Source organism: Pantoea sp. YR525 (assembly GCF_900116775.1).
Lineage (GTDB): Bacteria > Pseudomonadota > Gammaproteobacteria > Enterobacterales > Enterobacteriaceae > Pantoea > Pantoea symbiotica.
The window spans coordinates 1-18347 of record NZ_FPBU01000018.1 but is presented as its reverse complement, the minus strand read 5'-3'; the positions used below and the strand labels follow the sequence as shown (position 1 = coordinate 18347).

Here is an 18347-nt window from a genome sequence, read left to right as displayed (position 1 = left end):
CGGACTCCGATTCCAGAATTCTTAATCTATTCATAGCCCTGTTGCTGGCCTTTCGCAATCAGCAGGATGTAAATCCCGATTTCAGACAACCTCAACGAGGAAGGAGTGACAATGAAGGTCGCATTTAAACAGGTGGATGTGTTTACCTCATCGGCGTTTAAAGGTAATCCGCTGGCGGTGATCATGGATGCACAGGGATTGAGTGATGCGCAGCTGACAGCGATTGCGCGCTGGACCAATCTGTCCGAAACCACCTTTGTGCTGCCGCCACAGGATGCGGCGGCAGATTACCGCGTGCGCATTTTTACCGTGGAAGGCGAACTGCCGTTTGCCGGACATCCGACGCTCGGCACCGCGCATGCGCTGCTGGAAGCGGGCTGGCCGCTGAAAACGCCGGGCAAAATCGTACAGGAGTGCGGCGTGGGTCTGGTTGAGGTGAAAATCAGCGACGACGGCGTGCTGGCCTTTGCCGCACCCGCTGCTCGCTTAACGCCCTTCAGCGATGCGCTGATGAGCAGCGCGCTGAACAGTGAAGCTTTCGATCTTAGCCAAACGCCGACCATCGTTGATATGGGCATTCGCTGGCTGCTGATTCCGATGAGTAGCGCGCAAGCGGTGCTGGATGTGGTGCCATCAGCAGCCGATTTACACCGTTTACAGCAGCATGCCGAGGTGAACGGCACGGCGATTTTTGGTGCGTTACCAGCAGGTGAAAACGAGCAGTATGAAGTGCGTGCATTGCTGGTTGAGAACGGCAGTTTGACCGAAGATCCGGTGACCGGCAGCGCCAACGCCTGTCTGGCACGCTACTTCGAGGCGAACCACCAAACGCGGGATTACCGGGCGCGTCAGGGCAGCGCGATTCAGCGTGAAGGTCGGATTCAGGTGAGTTTTACGGATGAAGCGATCTGGATTGGCGGCCAAACGGTGACGGTGATTGATGGGACGATTGATCTGTAAGGTTGCCATCTATGGCAACCTGGCTGGCGTCGCTGTTTAACGAGGTCGCCATGAATGGCGACCCTACGGATTACAGGCCTTGTCCGCCTGAGGCTTCGATGCGCTGTGCAGTGATCCAGCCGGTTTCATCGCTGAGGATCGCGCTGATGGCATCGCCGATATCATCCGGCAAGCCGACGCGGCCCAGCGCGGTCACCGAGGCGATATGATCGTTGAGATCTTTGGTATCACGCACGCGGCCGCCGCCGAAGTCGGTTTCAATCGCGCCAGGCGCAAGAATGTTGACGCGAATATGGCGCTCGCCCAACTCTTTTGCCTGATAGCGAGTTAATACTTCCATCGCGCCTTTGATTGAGGCGTAAGTGCCTGAACCCGGCAGCGTCAAACGGGTTAAACCGCTGGAGATATTCAGGATGCGTCCACCATCAACGATCAGCGGCAGCACTTTTTGCGTCAGGAAGAACGGTCCTTTGAAGTGCACATTCACCAGCGCGTCAAACTCATCTTCGGTGGTCTCGGCGAACAGCTTGTAGTGACCATGACCGGCGTTGTTCACTAAATAATCAAAATTGTCACGCTGCCAGGTTTTCTGCAGCGCTTCTTTCACCTGCGCCACGAAGCCATCGAACGTGCTGCTATCGCCCACATCCAGCTGCAGCGCCACCGCACGCGCGCCCAGCGCTTCAATCTCTTGCACTACCGCCTGCGCTTCTTCCGCGTGACCGCGATAGGTAAACAAGATATCGGTGCCTTTGGCGGCCAGTTTCAGCGCCCCATTCTTGCCTAAACCGCGATTTCCGCCGGTAATCAATGCAATTTTATGACTCATGTTTCGCTCCAGTTGGAAAATTGAACACGTGTTAAGGATATTCGTGAATAATTGATCTATAAACGCAGAGGAATACGCAGCACTGTTTCACTAACAACAACAATCGGTGAACAACATGGATAAAATTCACGCAATGCAGGTTTTTGTGCGAGTGGCAGAAATGGGCAGTTTTACCCGTGCAGCAGAAAGTTTAGGTTTACCGAAAGGCAGCGTATCGCGCCAGCTGCAGGCGCTGGAGAATCAAATGGGAACGCGCCTGCTGCATCGCACCACGCGGCGCGTGCATCTGACGCAGGACGGCCTGGTTTATTACGATCGCTGCCTCGATTTACTTTCGATGCTCGACGACATGGACAGCCTGTTCCAGCACGATCCCGGCACCTTAAGCGGCAAGCTGCGCGTGGATATGTCGGTGGCGATGGCAACCGGCTTTGTGCTGCCGCGCCTGCCAGAATTTTTGCAGCACTATCCCGGTCTGGAAATTGAGCTGAGCAGTAGCGATCGCCAGGTCGATGTGATTCGCGAAGGCTTTGACTGCGTGGTGCGCGTTGGCGAGCTGAAAGATTCCGGGCTGATTGCGCGGAAAATCGGTTCGCACGCCTTGATCAACTGCGCCAGCCCCGGCTACCTTTCCCGCTTCGGCATGCCGGTGCGGCTGGAAGATCTGTCGCAACACGCGATGGTGCATTACACCCAGCAGCTTGGGCAACCTTCACTGGGCTTTGAATATTTTGATGGCAAACAGTGTCATTACGTTCAAACCGGCGGCGTGGTGACGGTAAACAGCACCGAAACCTATCGCGCGGCGTGCATGGCCGGGCTCGGCATTATTCAGGTGCCAGCGATTGGCGTGCAACCGCTGCTGGAGTCAGGACAACTGGTTGAAGTACTGCATCACTTCCCGGCGAAACCGATGCCGATCTCGCTGCTTTACCCGCATCGCCGTAACGTGGCGCGCCGCGTACGCGTGTTTATGGAGTGGTTAAGCCACGTCTTGCAGGAGTACGTCACATAAGGCGCTATAATTGTATTTTCGCAGTGAACAGGATGACTATCGTCTATGACGGACAAAAAACCTACAGAGACAGCGGCCAAGGCAGAAGCCAAGCCGCTAATTGATATTAAAACCGGCAATAAAACCGTGGATGGCTCGATTCAAAATGTGTCGCGCTTCGCTGCCTGGTTTCAGGCGATTCCGGCAGTGGCGCATTTTATGCGCGCGCTGGAACGCTTTAACGATCGGCTCGGCAGCCAGTTTGGCGCGGCTATCACCTACTTCTCATTTCTTTCACTGATACCGATTTTGATGGTCTCCTTTGCGGCGGTCGGCTTTGTGCTGGCGTCGAATCAGGATTTGCTCACCGAGTTGATCAACAAAATCGTTAACAGCATCAGCGATCCGACGCTGGCCACCACGCTGAAGAATACGGTGAATACCGCGATTCAACAGCGCGCTACGGTGGGGATAACCGGTTTGCTGCTGGCGCTCTATTCCGGCATCAACTGGATGGGCAATTTGCGTGAAGCGGTGCGTGCGCAGTCGCGCGACGTGTGGGAACGCACGCCAGACGATCAGGAGAAACTCTGGAAGAAGTACGCACGCGACCTGCTTTCGCTGCTGGGTTTGATGTTTGCGCTGGTGATTACACTGTCGCTGACCTCGATTGCCGGTGCGGCGCAGGCGGCGATCGTTAATGCGCTCGGGCTGGAAGACATTGAGTGGCTGCGCCCGGCGATGACGGTGATTGCGTTATCTATCTCCATCTTTGCTAACTATCTGCTGTTCCTGTGGATCTTCTGGATTCTGCCGCGCCACAAGCCACGTAAAAAAGCACTGTTCCGTGGCACGCTGCTGGCGGCGATTGGTTTTGAGGTGATTAAGTTTGTGATGACGCTGACGCTGCCGAAGCTGGCGACATCGCCATCGGGTGCGGCTTTTGGTTCGGTGCTCGGCTTGATGGCGTTCTTCTACTTCTTTGCGCGTTTGACGCTGTTCTGCGCTGCGTGGATCGCCACCGCTAAATACAAAGATGATAAAGAGATGCCGCAACCGCATCAGGCTAAATAAGCCGACGAGGTTGTTACATTTGCCGTACTAGCTAAAAATGTTTCCTGCTGGCTACTTTTTCAGCAAAAACCAGCAGGAAACGCTAAAGGGTCACTTTAATTTGGCCCTTTTGCAGAGATTCCCGCCAAAAAAATGACACTTCCCGTTCCCATCCGCCACTGATTGCAGCAACTCAGAAATTATCCACTTATTCGCCGAAAAAGCCCGGTCTGACGCGGTTTTTCGCCATTGAATGCCGCAAACCAGGTGCGTAAGATTCTCTGTCTACATTTACAATTAAGAAACACTTATGCAAGCCTCCATCACAGAAACACTCGACAAAAAACACGACGACGCGCCGGTCAATTCACGTGGCAAAGTGGTTGTGGCATCGCTTGTCGGCACCGCCATTGAGTTCTTCGATTTCTATATCTATGCCACCGCCGCGGTGATTATTTTCCCGCACATCTTCTTCCCGCAGGGCGATCCGACCGTGGCCACGCTGCAGTCGCTGGCAACCTTCGCTATCGCCTTCGTGGCGCGTCCTATCGGTTCTGCCGTGTTCGGCCACTTTGGCGACCGCGTTGGCCGTAAAGCAACCCTGGTGGCATCGCTGCTGACCATGGGCGTTTCGACAGTGCTGATTGGTTTGCTGCCAGGATATGAAACCATTGGCGTGGCAGCGCCACTGCTGCTGGCGCTGGCGCGTTTTGGTCAGGGCCTTGGGCTTGGTGGCGAATGGGGCGGCGCAGCACTGCTGGCGACCGAAAATGCCCCGGCGAAAAAACGTGCGCTTTATGGCTCATTCCCACAGCTCGGCGCGCCGATTGGCTTCTTCTTCGCTAACGGCACCTTCCTGCTGCTTTCATGGTTGCTGACCGACGAGCAGTTCATGAACTGGGGCTGGCGCGTGCCGTTTATTCTCTCTGCGGTATTGGTGTTAATTGGCCTGTATGTGCGCGTTTCGCTGCATGAAAGCCCGGTATTCGCCAAAGTGCAGAAAGAGAACAAGCAGGTGAAAATGCCGATTGGCACGCTGCTGAGCAAGCATCTGACCGCCACCATTCTCGGCACTTTTATCATGCTCGCCACTTACACGCTGTTCTACATTATGACCGTGTACTCAATGAGTTACGGCACCGCGCCCGCGCCGGCTGGTCTTGGCTATTCGCGTAACAGCTTCCTGTGGATGCTGATGGTGGCGGTGATTGGTTTTGGTGTGATGGTACCGGTTGCCGGTCTGCTGGCCGATCGCTTTGGTCGTCGTAAAACCATGATCACCATTACGCTGATGATCATCGCCTTCGCATTGATGTTCCCAATGCTGCTGGGTTCCGGTTCTCAGGTGCTGGTGATGGGCTTCCTGATCCTTGGTCTGAGCATTATGGGCCTGACGTTCGGTCCGATGGGCGCGCTGCTGCCAGAACTGTTCCCGACGGAAGTGCGTTATACCGGTGCATCCTTCTCCTACAATCTGTCGTCGATTCTTGGGGCTTCTGTGGCGCCTTATATCGCGACCTGGCTGAATGCCAATTACGGTTTACAGGCGGTGGGTTTCTATCTGGCTTCGATGGCGGTGTTGACGTTGATCGCGCTGATTGCCTGTAAAGAGACGCGTAATCAGACGCTGTATGAAGCGGTGTAATTGATAGAGCGTTGAGAGAACCCGGCTTAGGCCGGGTTTTTTATTGGGTGCGGTTTAAACCAGGTCGCCATGAATGGCGACCCTACGTTGTAATCGACAATCTTACATAACAAAAAACCCCGGCAAGCCGGGGTTTTTATTGTGCTGAAAACGGTGTCGTGCGTGGCTTAGCCAGCGACAGCGATACGTTTCATATCGGTCATGTAGCCACGCAGTTTGCGGCCTACAGATTCGATTGGGTGCTGACGAACGGCTTCGTTGACGTCACGCAGCTGTGCGTTATCAACCTGAGTACCTTCAACTGCTTTGCCCAGATCGCCCGGCTGCAGCGTGGTCATGAACTCTTTCAGCAGTGGAACTGCCGCGAAGGAGAACAAGTAGTTACCGTATTCTGCGGTATCCGAGATAACTACGTTCATCTCATACAGACGCTTACGTGCGATGGTATTAGCAATCAGCGGCAACTCGTGCAGTGATTCGTAGTAAGCCGACTCTTCGATGATGCCCGCGTCAACCATGGTTTCGAACGCCAGCTCAACGCCTGCTTTCACCATCGCAACCATCACGACGCCTTTGTCGTAGTATTCCTGCTCTTCGATTTTGCCATCAAACTGCGGTGCGTTTTCGAATGCAGTTGCGCCGGTCTCTTCACGCCAGGTCAGCAGGTTTTTATCGTCGTTAGCCCAGTCAGCCATCATGCCTGAAGAGAATTCGCCAGAGATGATGTCATCCATGTGCTTCTGGAACAGCGGTGCCATGATGGTTTTCAACTGCTCAGACAGCGCATAAGCACGGATTTTCGCCGGGTTAGACAGGCGATCCATCATCAGCGTAATGCCGCCGAACTTCAGTGATTCGGTGATAGTTTCCCAGCCGAACTGAATCAGTTTTTCGGTGTAAGCCGCGTCGTGACCTTCAGCCACCAGCTTGTCGAAGCACAGCAGAGAACCGGCCTGCAGCATACCGCACAGAATGGTCTGCTCGCCCATCAGGTCAGATTTCACTTCCGCAACGAAGGAAGATTCCAGCACGCCCGCACGGTCGCCGCCGGTCGCTGCTGCCCAGGCTTTAGCAATCGCCATGCCTTCGCCTTTTGGATCGTTTTCCGGGTGAACGGCGATCAGCGTAGGAACACCGAAACCACGCTTGTACTCTTCACGTACTTCAGTACCCGGGCACTTCGGCGCTACCATCACAACGGTGATGTCTTTGCGGATGGTTTCGCCCACTTCAACGATGTTGAAACCGTGTGAGTACCCCAGCGCAGCGCCATCTTTCATCAGCGGCTGAACAGCCTGAACTACCGCGGAGTGCTGCTTGTCTGGCGTCAGGTTTACTACCAGATCGGCCTGTGGGATCAACTCTTCGTAAGTACCGACTTTGAAGCCGTTATCGGTCGCTTTGCGGAAAGAGGCACGCTTCTCAGCAATCGCTTCAGCACGCAGGGCATACGCCACGTCCAGACCAGAATCACGCATGTTCAGGCCCTGGTTCAGACCCTGAGCACCACAACCAACGATGACCACTTTCTTGCCTTTCAGGAAGCTAGCGCCATCTGCGAATTCGTCGCGTGACATGAAACGACATTTGCCCAGCTGCGCTAACTGGTTGCGCAGATTCAATGTGTTGAAGTAATTAGCCATGGGTACTCCGGTTAGATGTTGTGTTTGTTTTTGTTCAGTAACGACGTTGTCTCTTACGCCGCGAATGACCCCATCATATGACAGGAAATCCGTTGCTTAAATTGATATATTAGCAAGGTCACATTGCAAAATTTGCAACATAACCTTGAGGCGATACGCGCATGGATTTACGAGACCTGAAACTCTTCCTTCATCTGGCTGAAAGCTGCCACTTTGGTCGCACCGCGCGTGCCATGCACGTCAGCCCTTCAACCCTATCGCGCCAGATTCAGCGCCTGGAAGAGGATGTCGGTCACGCGCTGTTCCTGCGTGATAACCGCACCGTGACGCTAACAGAAGCCGGTGAGCGCCTGCGCCAGTTTGCGCAGCAGACGTTGCTGCAGTATCAGCAGTTGCGCCATGTGATGGATCTTAACGGCCCTTCACTGAGCGGCGAGCTGCGCCTGTTTTGCTCGGTGACCGCCGCTTACAGCCATTTGCCGCCGATTCTCGATCGCTTTCGCGCTGAACATCCGCAGGTAGAAATCAAACTTACTACCGGTGATGCCGCCGATGCGATTGAGATGGTGCAATCCGGTGACGCCGATCTCGCCATTGCCGGTCGCCCTGAATCGCTGCCCGCCAGCATAGATTTTACGCCACTGGGCCTGATTCCGCTGGTGCTGATCGCCCCGGCGCTGCCTTGTCCGGTACGCAATCAGGCAACGCAGGAGCAACCCGATTGGGCGCAGATTCCGTTTATCCTGCCGGAACAAGGACCTGCACGCCGTGGTATCGATTTATGGTTCCGCCGCCAGCGCATTCCTAATCCACAGATTTATGCCACGGTATCTGGTCATGAAGCGATTGTGTCGATGGTGGCGCTGGGATGCGGTATTGCGCTGTTGCCGGATGTGGTACTGGAGAACAGCCCGGAACCGGTGCGCAATCGCGTGTTAACGCTGGAGAATGTGGAATCTGTCGCGCCGCTGGAACTCGGCGTTTGCGTACAAAAAAAGCGGCTCGGAGAGCCGCTTATCAATGCATTCTGGCACCAGTTGTAATCACTGCCCGGCGAGGAAGAAACGGAACGCCGGGTTCTCTGCTTCATCACGCCATTCGTAACCCAACGCGGTGAGATGGGTTTCGAAATCCGGTTCCTGATCGTTGGCTTCAAAGGCTGCCAGCACGCGGCCGTAATCGGTGCCGTGGCTGCGATAATGGAACAGCGAGATATTCCAGTGCGCGCCAAGCGTCTGCAGGAACTTCAGCAGCGCGCCCGGTGCTTCCGGGAATTCAAAGCTAAACAGGCGTTCGCGCAGCGGCTTCGATGGACGTCCGCCCACCATGTAGCGCACGTGCAGCTTGGCCATTTCATCATCCGACAGATCCACCACGTTATAACCGGCTTCGCTCAGCTGGCTGATGATCTCACTGCGCTCCTCCAGCCCGCGCGTTAAGCGCACGCCGACGAAAATGCAGGCGTTATCCGCATCTGCGTAGCGATAGTTGAACTCGGTGATAGAGCGTCCGCCGATGGTCTGACAGAACTTGAGGAAACTGCCCTGCTGCTCTGGAATGGTGACCGCCAGCAGCGCTTCACGCTGTTCGCCCAGTTCGCAACGCTCAGAGACATAGCGCAAGCCGTGGAAGTTCACGTTGGCACCCGACAACACGTGCGCCAGACGCTCGCCTTTGATGTCGTGCAGCTGGATGTACTTCTTCATCCCCGCCAGCGCCAGCGCACCAGAAGGTTCCGCCACGGCGCGCACATCTTCGAACAGATCTTTCACCGCTGCGCAAATCGCATCGCTATCTACCGTGATGATGTCATCAAGATACTCCTGACACAGGCGGAAGGTTTCGCTGCCGATGCGTTTGACCGCCACGCCTTCAGCAAACAAGCCCACGCGCGGCAAATCAACTGGCTCTCCGGCATCCAGCGCCGCCTTGAGACAGGCCGAATCTTCCGACTCCACGGCGATCACTTTGATCTGTGGCATCAGTTGCTTGATCAGCACCGCCACGCCCGCCGCCAGACCGCCGCCGCCGACCGGCACGAAGACGCGATCGAGATGCGCATCCTGCTGCAGCAACTCCATCGCCAGCGTGCCCTGCCCGGCGATCACCGCCGGATGGTCAAACGGATGAACGAAGGTGTAACCCTGCTGCTCTGACAGCTCAATCGCCTTAGCTTTCGCCTCGTCGAAGTTGGCACCAAACAGATAAGCCTCACCGCCAAATGCGCGTACTGCATCAACCTTGATGTCTGCCGTGGCCAACGGCATCACAATCAGTGATTTGATGCCAAGCGTGCTGGCCGAGAGCGCCACGCCCTGCGCATGGTTTCCGGCCGAAGCCGTCACCACGCCGCGCGCTTTTTGCTCTTCGTTCAGCCCGGCAATCATCGCGTAAGCCCCGCGCAGCTTGAAGCTGTGCACCGGCTGACGATCTTCACGCTTCACCAGAATAGTGTTGCCAAGACGCGATGAAATTTTTTCCATTTTTTGCAGCGGCGTCACCTGAGCAATTTCATACACCGGTGAACGTAACACTGCGCGCAAATACTCCGCGCCGTTTGGCTTTGCGGAGAGCGGTTGAGACTCAGCCATTGGTTAGCCTCCCAGCTTAGACTTATCGCGCACCGCGCCTTTGTCTGCGCTGGTCGCCAATGATGCATAGGCGCGCAGGGCAAAGGAGACTTCACGCACGCGGCCGTGCGGGGTATAAGCCGCATCGCCACGCGCTTGCTCTTCTTCACGACGTGCGTGCAGTTCGTTATCCGGTACCGCCAGCTTGATGCCACGGTTCGGGATATCGATTTCAATCATGTCGCCATCTTTCACCAGCGCGATGGTGCCGCCGCTCGCCGCTTCCGGAGAGGCGTGACCAATCGACAAGCCCGACGTACCGCCAGAGAAGCGACCATCGGTGATCAGTGCGCAGCTTTTGCCGAGGCCCATAGATTTCAGATAGGTGGTCGGATAGAGCATTTCCTGCATGCCCGGCCCGCCTTTCGGTCCTTCGTAGCGGATCACTACCACGTCGCCGGCTACAACTTTGCCGCCAAGGATCGCTTCAACCGCATCATCCTGGCTTTCGTACACTTTGGCCGGGCCTTTGAAGGTGAGGATCTCTTTGTCTACGCCAGCGGTTTTAACGATGCAGCCATCTTCCGCAATGTTGCCGTAAAGCACGGCTAAGCCGCCATCCTGCGAGTAAGCGTGTTCGCGAGTACGAATACAACCATCGGTACGATCGTCATCCAACGTGTCCCAACGGCAATTCTGCGAGAACGCCTTGGTGGTACGAATACCAGCAGGACCGGCGCGGAACATATCCTTCACCGCCTGATCTTTGGTCAGCATGATGTCGTACTGATCCAGGGTTTCACGCATGCTCTGCTGCAAGATGTTGCGCGCGCTGGTGTCGATCAAACCGGCGCGATCCAACTCACCGAGAATGGCGATAACGCCACCCGCACGGTGCACATCTTCCATGTGATATTTCGGCGTACTTGGCGCCACTTTACACAGCTGCGGTACTTTGCGAGACAAGCGATCGATATCGGAGATGTTGAAGTCGATTTCGCCTTCCAGCGCCGCTGCTAGCAGGTGAAGAACGGTGTTGGTGGAACCGCCCATGGCGATATCCAGCGTCATCGCATTCTCGAACGCCGCTTTGGTGGCGATGTTACGCGGCAGCATGTTGACGTCATCCTGCTCGTAATAGCGTTTGGTCAGGCTAACGATGCGCTTACCGGCATTGATGAACAGCTCTTTACGATCGGCGTGCGTGGCCAGCAGTGAACCGTTACCTGGCTGAGATAAGCCCAGCGCTTCGGTCAGACAGTTCATCGAGTTGGCGGTGAACATACCGGAACAGGAACCGCAGGTTGGGCAAGCAGAACGTTCGATCTGGTCGCTGTCGGCATCGCTGACGTTCGGGTTGGCGCCCTGAATCATTGCATCAACCAGATCCAGTTTGATGATTTGATCAGACAGTTTGGTTTTACCGGCTTCCATCGGGCCGCCAGACACAAAGATCACCGGAATGTTAAGGCGCAGTGACGCCATCAGCATGCCTGGGGTGATTTTGTCGCAGTTGGAGATACAGACCATGGCATCGGCGCAGTGCGCGTTGACCATGTACTCCACTGAATCGGCAATCAGCTCGCGTGAAGGCAGTGAATACAGCATGCCGCCATGACCCATGGCGATACCGTCATCCACCGCAATGGTGTTGAACTCTTTAGCCACGCCGCCCGCTGCTTCGATTTCCTCAGCAACCAGTTTGCCAAGATCGCGCAGGTGCACGTGGCCCGGTACGAATTGGGTGAATGAGTTGACCACGGCGATAATCGGCTTACCGAAATCGTCGTCGGTCATTCCTGTCGCGCGCCACAAGGCACGGGCACCGGCCATGTTACGTCCATGGGTGGTAGTGGCGGAACGGTACTTAGGCATGCTCTATTTACTCCAGTAATAATCAGGTTGCGGGCGCCATCTGACGCCCGCAAAAAATCTCGTTATGCGTTAACCGGATCCAACCAGCCCCACTTGTCTTCCGTCTCGCCAGTGAACAGGCCAAAGAATGCCTTCTGGATACGACCGGTGACCGGACCACGTTTACCTTCGCCGACCTGAATGCCATCGACGCTACGCACCGGAGTGATCTCCGCTGCAGTACCTGACATGAAGACTTCGTCTGCCAGATACAGGGATTCGCGCGACAGAACCTGCTCACGCACTTCGATACCCATGTCTTGCGCCAGCTTGATGATGGCGTCACGGGTGATGCCTGGCAGCGCTGAAGAGGTGAACGGTGGCGTGAACAGAATGCCATCTTTCACTTCGAACAAGTTTTCGCCAGCACCTTCTGAAATATAGCCGTTGGTGTCGAGGGCGATACCTTCCTGATAGCCGTGGCGGCGCGCTTCGCTACCGACCAGCAGAGAAGAAAGATAGTTACCACCCGCTTTCGCGGCGGTCGGCAAGGTGTTTGGTGCAACGCGGTTCCACGAAGAAACCATCGCGTCGATACCGTTTTCCAGCGCTTCAGCGCCCAGGTAAGCACCCCAAGGGAAGGCGGCGATGATTACATCGGTGGTGTAGCCATCTGGCGGGTTCACACCCAGACCCACGTCACCGACGAAGGCCAGCGGACGGATATAAGCGCTTTTCAGTTTGTTCACGCGGATTACTTCGCGGCACGCTTCCATCAACTCATCAACGCTGGCTTTAATCGGGAAACGGTAAATTTTGGCGGATTCATGCAGACGCTTCATGTGCTCACGGTGGCGGAACACGACAGGACCTTTGTGTGAGTCGTAGCAACGCACGCCTTCAAACACAGAAGTACCGTAGTGCAGTGCGTGAGACATAACGCTGACCTTGGCGTCTTCCCACTTAACCATCTCACCATTGAACCAAATAAAGTCTGCTTTCTTCGTACTCATTGCTTTTTCCTTTGGCGACTATGCGCGGATTTGTTGTGTTGTCTGTTGTTGGATCTCGACGCAAGCGACATCCATAAGTTTGCTTAACTGCGAAGACAGTAAATCGACTGAGCGTTGGCTGGCAACGGTCATTTCGATATTAATGTTCTCGGCATTGACCGCGGAGGCCATATTCATCGCACACACCTGGAAACCACGGTGACGCACGACACGCAAAATGCGCTCCAATATTTCAGGACGAAAGCGGGCTTCGATAGACAATTGATGCTGATTCATGCGGTTTTCTCCATCATGTTTGCGTTGCTGGCACCCGGCGGTACCAATGGCCAGACGTTTTCATGCTCATCTATCGAAACATGCAGGAAGTAAGGACCTTCACTGTTCAGCAGAGCATCGAGGGCGGCGTCGACCTGATCTTTACGGCTAATGCGCTGGCCTGGGATATCAAAGGCGCTGGCCAGCGTGAGGAAATCGGGGTTATCAGTAAGAATGGTTTCGCTGTAGCGACCATCAAAGAACAATTGCTGCCACTGGCGCACCATGCCGAGACGCTGGTTATCCAGCAGCAGAATCTTCACCGGCAATTTGCCGCGCTTGATAGTGCCCAGCTCCTGAATGTTCATCATGATGGAACCGTCACCAGATACGCAGATAACCGTATCTTCTGGACGTGCAACCTGTGCACCAATCGCCGCCGGCAAGCCAAAGCCCATGGTGCCGAGGCCGCTGGAGGTGATGAAGTTTTCTGGCGCGGTGAAACTCATGTGCTGTGCGGCCCACATCTGGTGCTGGCCGACGTCGGTGGTGACCACGGCGCTATCCGCTTTACGATCGGATAACTGCTTCAGCAGCAACGGCGCGTAGATTGCTTCGCCTGGGTGATCGTAACGCCAGTCAAACTCGCTTTTCATCGCGCTGACTTCTTTGCGCCAGCCATCAATGTGCATTGGCATGCTAAGTGCGGGCAGCACCTGATTCATATCGCCCTGCAGTGAAACGTGCGCGCGGCGCAGTTTGTTCAGCTCGGCAGGATCGATATCGATATGGATAACGCTGGCGTGCGGCGCGAAGGTATCCAACTTGCCAGTAACGCGGTCGTCAAAGCGTGCGCCGACGGCAATCAGCAAATCACAGGATTGTACTGCGAGGTTAGCGGCTTTGGTGCCATGCATGCCCAGCATCCCGAGATAGAGATCGCTGCTGGCATCTGCGCTGCCGAGCCCTTTCAGAGTGGAAACCATCGGGATGCCGGTTTCCTGCGCCATGGCACGTAAGGCAGGGACCGCCTGCGCCATACCAACGCCGCCACCGATATACAGCATCGGCTTATGCGACTGCGCCATCAATGCGCGCGCCTCCGCAATGTGCTGCGCTGAGTGGCTGATTTCTTCCTCAACCGGCAGCAGATGCGGCGTCAGTTCGCCGTTGGCGATCTGAATGTCTTTTGGGATATCAACCAGAACCGGGCCGGGACGACCCGATTGCGCGATAGCAAAGGCTTCTGCCATCACCGAAGGTAAATCATCAAGGGATTCAACGAGGAAACTGTGTTTAGTGCAGGCTAAGGATAAACCGAGAACGTCAATTTCCTGGAAGGCGTCGGTACCGATAAAGGCCGATGAGACCTGGCCAGTGATCGCTACAACCGGGATCGAATCCATCATCGCATCCGCCAGACCGGTGATCAGGTTGGTGGCGCCCGGACCCGAAGTGGCGATACAGACGCCAGTCTTGCCGGTTGCGCGGGCATAACCGATGGCCGCCATCACCGCACCCTGCTCATGACGGCACAGTAGGTGTTCCACGCCGCCATCGTAGAGCGCATCGTACACTGGCATGATTGCGCCGCCAGGATAGCCAAACACTGTATCGACACCCTGCGCGCGTAAAGCCTGAACTACCCACTGTGCACCTGTCATGGTTATTCTCCTGTATTCCTAGGGGAACAACAGAATTTTATGCTACTGCTCATAATCTGTTCCTCGCTAATTTGCTGATATTTAGCCTGGTTAAAAAAAAACCCCCGGACCTTTCGGTGCGGGGGTTTTTGGAATTCCAGACTTGATTTTTAAGCCTTTCTTTCTCCAAGCGATGCCCCGCACGGTGGGATAATAATCACCACCACGCTAATCACGACTAGGCTAATCACTTGTAGAAGGGCTTTCATGTGTTGTTTGTTTTTTCGATTGTTCGAAGTAATACCTACAGAGTTATCATAGTTAGCACGTCATTGACAATAATTTTCATTGGGAATTTTTATGACGGCGCTGGCGGCTTTGCGTTATCACATTGTAAGTAAAAGGTTATTTACATTTGTGATAAAAATTCATAACGCCCGCTTCGTAATCTTCATTTGCGGTTTACGAACAGGCTCTGATTTTTAGTGAAACCGCTGCAATTCTCAGCGAATGTCAGGAATCTGGTTCTGATGTTGAGCAGATAGCCATTGTTCATCCACCTGGCTGCTCTGATGATAAGGACAACAAGGAGCGGTTATGTCTTTATCCAAAGTATTAACACGAGCTGCGCTAGGTGTTCAGGCTCCGCTGGTGACGGTGGAAGTACACATTAGCAACGGTTTGCCGGCCCTGACGCTGGTTGGACTGCCTGAAACCACGGTAAAAGAAGCGCGGGAGCGGGTGCGTAGCGCGATTATTAATAGCGGATTTACCTTTCCGGCGAAACGCGTCACCATCAATCTGGCACCTGCCGATCTGCCAAAAGAAGGCGGACGCTATGACCTTCCCATCGCTATCGCCATTCTGGCAGCCTCTGAGCAGCTGCCAGACGCAAAACTAGGGCAATATGAATTCCTGGGGGAGTTAGCGCTTAACGGCGCGCTCTGTGGCGTTCAGGCCGCTATTCCGGCGGCGATGGCGGCGCTGCAAGCGGGCAGACAAATGGTGTTAGCTGAACAGAATCAACAGGATGTTGGGTTGATTCAACAAGGCGAGACGCTGGTTGGCAAACATCTGGTAGAAATCTGTGCGTTTCTACATAACAAAACTACCCTCACCGTTGCGCATTATCACCCTGAAACGCTTGAACAGGAAAAGCAGGACCTCAGTGATATCATTGGTCAGGATCAGGGCCGACGAGCACTGGAGATCACTGCAGCTGGCGGGCATAACCTGTTACTGATTGGACCGCCGGGCACCGGCAAGACCATGCTGGCAACTCGTCTGCCCGGTATCATGCCGCCATTAGACGACCAGGAAGCACTGGAGTGCGCCGCTATCGCCAGTCTGGTAAGCAGTGGCAATCTCCATCATCAGTGGCGCAAACGGCCGTTCAGAGCGCCTCATCATAGTGCATCACTGTATGCGTTGGTTGGTGGCGGTTCATTGCCACGGCCTGGGGAAATATCTTTGGCACACAACGGTGTGTTATTCCTCGATGAACTGCCCGAGTTTGAGCGCAGAACGCTGGATGCGTTGCGCGAACCGATCGAATCCGGGGAAATCGCCATTTCACGCACGCGCGCTAAAGTGACTTATCCCGCGCGCTTTCAATTGATCGGTGCAATGAATCCTAGCCCGACTGGGCATTATCAGGGCAACCATAATCGCTCATCACCTCAGCAGGTGTTGCGCTATCTCAATCGCCTATCAGGACCTTTTCTTGATCGCTTTGATCTATCGTTAGAAGTTCCACTTCTTCCAAGCGGATCGCTGAGTAAGAAACAACAAGTCAGCGAAAGCAGCGCTGAGGTTTTAGCACGCGTCCTTGCCGCGCGACAGATTCAAACAGCACGCAGCGGAAAAGTGAATGCTCATCTCTCAAACCCGGAGATTTTACGTTGGTGTCCATTGAAGCAGCAGGATGCTGAATGGCTGGAAGAGGTGTTGAATTCGTTGGGGCTTTCGGTACGCGCCTGGCAGCGGATTTTAAAGGTGGCGAGGACAATCGCTGATTTAGCAGGTGAAGAGCTGATTACGCGGAGCCATTTGCAGGAAGCAGTGGGATATCGCAGCATCGACCGCTTAATGATCTATCTGCACAAAACTCTGGAATAAAAAACGGGGCTTATATAAGCCCCGCTATTCTTAATCATCGCTATCGCTAAAATCTTCCACCGTGTCCATCTGCGGCTTGCCGCCAGATAGCGTGTGGAAACGCTTAGGTCGCTTGATACGTGCGGTATATTTCGACCATACACGTTCAGCTTCCGTTTGCGGCTCACGAAGACCACGACATACTTCTAAAAATGAACGCTCTTCTTCTGTAATGGGTTCACGCTTAGCGAGATCCAGTTCATTAAAGGCGTAACCGTGGCGCTCCAGAAGCTGGGCTTCTTTAATGGTGAAATCACCATGACGCGAAAAACCACGTGGGTAATGTTTGTTATCAAAGAAACGATTCGTTGTTGCGAAGCTATCCGCCATTTTACACGCTCCTGACTCTCATATGGCCGTGCTATTTATGGCGCGGAGTATTAGATAGGCTTGACAGAGTGTAAAACAAAACATTTAAATCATTACGACAAACAATTTTTGGGAGAATGCAGTGGATACGGAATTACTGAAAACTTTCCTCGAAGTGAGCAGAACACGCCATTTCGGGCGTGCTGCTGAAGCGCTTTACCTCACGCAATCTGCCGTTAGTTTTCGCATTCGTCAGCTGGAAAACCAGCTGGGCGTAAATCTTTTTACTCGTCACCGTAATAACATCCGGCTGACTTCAGCGGGCGAGCGTTTATTGCCCTATGCCGAAAGCTTGATGAGTACCTGGCTGATGGCCAAAAAGGAAGTTTCACATACACAACAGCATCATGAGCTTTCGATAGGAGGTAGCGCATCCCTTTGGGAAGCGTATTTAACCCCTTGGTTGCAAACACTTTATGAGAATCGCGAAAGCCTCCATCTTGAGGCGCGCATCGCCCAGCGACACTTGCTGGTTAAGCAGTTGCATGAACGTCAGTTGGACCTGTTGATCACTACCGAAGCACCAAAAATGGATGAGTTAACCAGCCAGCAAATAGGTCATATTTCTCTCGCATTATTCCGGGCGCGCAAAACTGAGAAGCGTGAAAAATATGACTATATCAAGCTGGAATGGGGCGCAGATTTTCATCAGCATGAAAGTTATCTGTCCAGTGATGATGTCCCTGTATTAACTACGACATCGGCACATTTAACGCGCGAATTACTGCATACCACCGGTGCATGTGCATTTTTACCTGATTTTTGGCACGGCATTTATAGTGATTTGATGGTTATTCCAGATACACCCGTCGCCGTGCGACCGTTATATGCGGTGTGGCTGCAGAATAGCGATCAGCAAAGTCACATTCGTCAGCTGCTTAAATATCCGGTTTTGACACAATAAGATAATAAATGAGGGAGTTTGAGTGGATCACAGTGAAACTCAAACTCATTTCACTGCCAAATTTTGGACAAAAAAAATCCTTTGCCGAAGCAAAGGATTATTTTCTGGCAGGGGCGGAGGGACTCGAACCCCCAACACCCGGTTTTGGAGACCGGTGCTCTACCAATTGAACTACGCCCCTAATTAGGGTGGCGGAACGGACGGGGCTCGAACCCGCGACCCCCTGCGTGACAGGCAGGTATTCTAACCAACTGAACTACCGCTCCACCGATTCTGTACTGATATCAGACAATCGTTCTGATTTCAGGTGTTTCGCCCTTCCCGCGTCACTGGGAAGGTCACGACCCGATAGCGGGTCTTAAATTGATGCCTGGCAGTTCCCTACTCTCGCATGGGGAGACCCCACACTACCATCGGCGCTACGGCGTTTCACTTCTGAGTTCGGCATGGGGTCAGGT

At 54.2% G+C, this 18347-nt stretch carries 16 protein-coding genes, 2 tRNA genes and 1 rRNA gene; 7 read left to right on the top strand and 12 right to left on the bottom strand.

The genetic code is table 11. The annotated features are described in order from the left end of the window. The first annotated feature begins 111 nt into the window (after nt 1-111). On the top strand, nt 112-960 hold the full coding sequence (locus BM323_RS23630; protein ID WP_008106642.1) for a PhzF family phenazine biosynthesis protein: 849 nt from the start codon (nt 112-114) through the stop codon (nt 958-960). A 70-nt stretch (nt 961-1030) separates the two neighbouring features. Here the strand turns inward: BM323_RS23630 and BM323_RS23625 are convergent, their stop codons facing one another. Next, on the bottom strand, nt 1031-1789 hold the full coding sequence (locus tag BM323_RS23625) for an SDR family NAD(P)-dependent oxidoreductase (protein WP_008106640.1): 759 nt from the start codon (nt 1787-1789) through the stop codon (nt 1031-1033). A gap of 115 nt (nt 1790-1904) precedes the next feature. Here BM323_RS23625 and BM323_RS23620 point away from each other — a divergent pair, with 115 nt between their 5' ends. The 3 genes from BM323_RS23620 to BM323_RS23610 all read left to right on the top strand — a co-directional run bounded on the left by BM323_RS23620 (nt 1905) and on the right by BM323_RS23610 (nt 5481). After that, nucleotides 1905-2804, top strand: coding sequence for a LysR family transcriptional regulator (locus tag BM323_RS23620; protein WP_036648956.1), 900 nt, complete (start codon nt 1905-1907; stop codon nt 2802-2804). A 45-nt stretch (nt 2805-2849) separates the two neighbouring features. Continuing rightward, nucleotides 2850-3857 carry an inner membrane protein YhjD gene (yhjD, locus tag BM323_RS23615; protein WP_008106636.1) on the top strand — a complete coding sequence of 336 codons (1008 nt, stop codon included), beginning with the start codon at nt 2850-2852 and terminating at the stop codon, nt 3855-3857. Between the two features lie 289 nt (nt 3858-4146). Then, nucleotides 4147-5481, top strand: coding sequence for an MFS transporter (locus BM323_RS23610; RefSeq protein ID WP_008106634.1), 1335 nt, complete (start codon nt 4147-4149; stop codon nt 5479-5481). Between the two features lie 167 nt (nt 5482-5648). On the opposite strand, the gene ilvC is transcribed toward BM323_RS23610, so the two are convergent. After that, complete coding sequence (gene ilvC / locus BM323_RS23605; RefSeq protein ID WP_008106632.1) at nt 5649-7124, bottom strand: ketol-acid reductoisomerase; 1476 nt, start codon at nt 7122-7124, stop codon at nt 5649-5651. A gap of 161 nt (nt 7125-7285) precedes the next feature. Here ilvC and ilvY point away from each other — a divergent pair, with 161 nt between their 5' ends. Beyond that, entirely contained in the window at nt 7286-8167 is an 882-nt protein-coding gene (gene ilvY / locus BM323_RS23600; RefSeq protein WP_008106630.1) for an HTH-type transcriptional activator IlvY, read from the top strand. Here ilvY and ilvA read toward each other — a convergent pair whose 3' ends face one another. From ilvA to ilvL, 6 genes are all read right to left on the bottom strand, one after another. Next, nucleotides 8168-9715 (bottom strand): threonine ammonia-lyase, biosynthetic, encoded by a 1548-nt coding sequence (gene ilvA / locus BM323_RS23595; protein WP_008106627.1) that lies wholly within the window; start codon nt 9713-9715, stop codon nt 8168-8170. It lies immediately after the preceding gene. 3 nt (nt 9716-9718) lie between these two features. Then, entirely contained in the window at nt 9719-11569 is a 1851-nt protein-coding gene (ilvD, locus tag BM323_RS23590) for a dihydroxy-acid dehydratase (RefSeq protein ID WP_008106626.1), read from the bottom strand. 62 nt (nt 11570-11631) lie between these two features. After that, complete coding sequence (locus BM323_RS23585; protein ID WP_007888821.1) at nt 11632-12561, bottom strand: branched-chain amino acid transaminase; 930 nt, start codon at nt 12559-12561, stop codon at nt 11632-11634. An 18-nt stretch (nt 12562-12579) separates the two neighbouring features. Continuing rightward, nucleotides 12580-12837: an acetolactate synthase 2 small subunit gene (gene ilvM, locus BM323_RS23580; RefSeq protein WP_008106624.1), complete on the bottom strand. Its 258-nt coding sequence runs from the start codon at nt 12835-12837 to the stop codon at nt 12580-12582. Further along, nucleotides 12834-14480 carry an acetolactate synthase 2 catalytic subunit gene (gene ilvG, locus BM323_RS23575; RefSeq protein ID WP_008106622.1) on the bottom strand — a complete coding sequence of 549 codons (1647 nt, stop codon included), beginning with the start codon at nt 14478-14480 and terminating at the stop codon, nt 12834-12836. Before ilvG ends, ilvM begins: the two co-directional genes overlap by 4 nt. 149 nt (nt 14481-14629) lie before the next feature. After that, on the bottom strand, nt 14630-14728 hold the full coding sequence (gene ilvL, locus BM323_RS23570; RefSeq protein ID WP_071531048.1) for an ilv operon leader peptide: 99 nt from the start codon (nt 14726-14728) through the stop codon (nt 14630-14632). Between the two features lie 328 nt (nt 14729-15056). On the opposite strand from ilvL, the gene BM323_RS23565 reads away from it, so the two are divergent. Next, on the top strand, nt 15057-16577 hold the full coding sequence (locus BM323_RS23565; RefSeq protein ID WP_008106618.1) for a YifB family Mg chelatase-like AAA ATPase: 1521 nt from the start codon (nt 15057-15059) through the stop codon (nt 16575-16577). A gap of 30 nt (nt 16578-16607) precedes the next feature. Here the strand turns inward: BM323_RS23565 and BM323_RS23560 are convergent, their stop codons facing one another. Then, complete coding sequence (locus BM323_RS23560) at nt 16608-16946, bottom strand: MaoP family protein (protein WP_008106616.1); 339 nt, start codon at nt 16944-16946, stop codon at nt 16608-16610. Between the two features lie 121 nt (nt 16947-17067). Between BM323_RS23560 and hdfR the strand changes: the two genes are divergently transcribed. Next, nucleotides 17068-17889 carry an HTH-type transcriptional regulator HdfR gene (hdfR, locus tag BM323_RS23555; protein ID WP_008106614.1) on the top strand — a complete coding sequence of 274 codons (822 nt, stop codon included), beginning with the start codon at nt 17068-17070 and terminating at the stop codon, nt 17887-17889. Between the two features lie 105 nt (nt 17890-17994). Here the strand turns inward: hdfR and BM323_RS23550 are convergent. The 3 genes from BM323_RS23550 to rrf form a co-directional block, all read right to left on the bottom strand. Then, nucleotides 17995-18070: transfer RNA gene (locus BM323_RS23550), tRNA-Trp, on the bottom strand. Between the two features lie 8 nt (nt 18071-18078). After that, nucleotides 18079-18155: transfer RNA gene (locus tag BM323_RS23545), tRNA-Asp, on the bottom strand. A 102-nt stretch (nt 18156-18257) separates the two neighbouring features. After that, nucleotides 18258-18347, bottom strand: a 5S ribosomal RNA gene (rrf, locus tag BM323_RS23540); the annotation flags it as partial.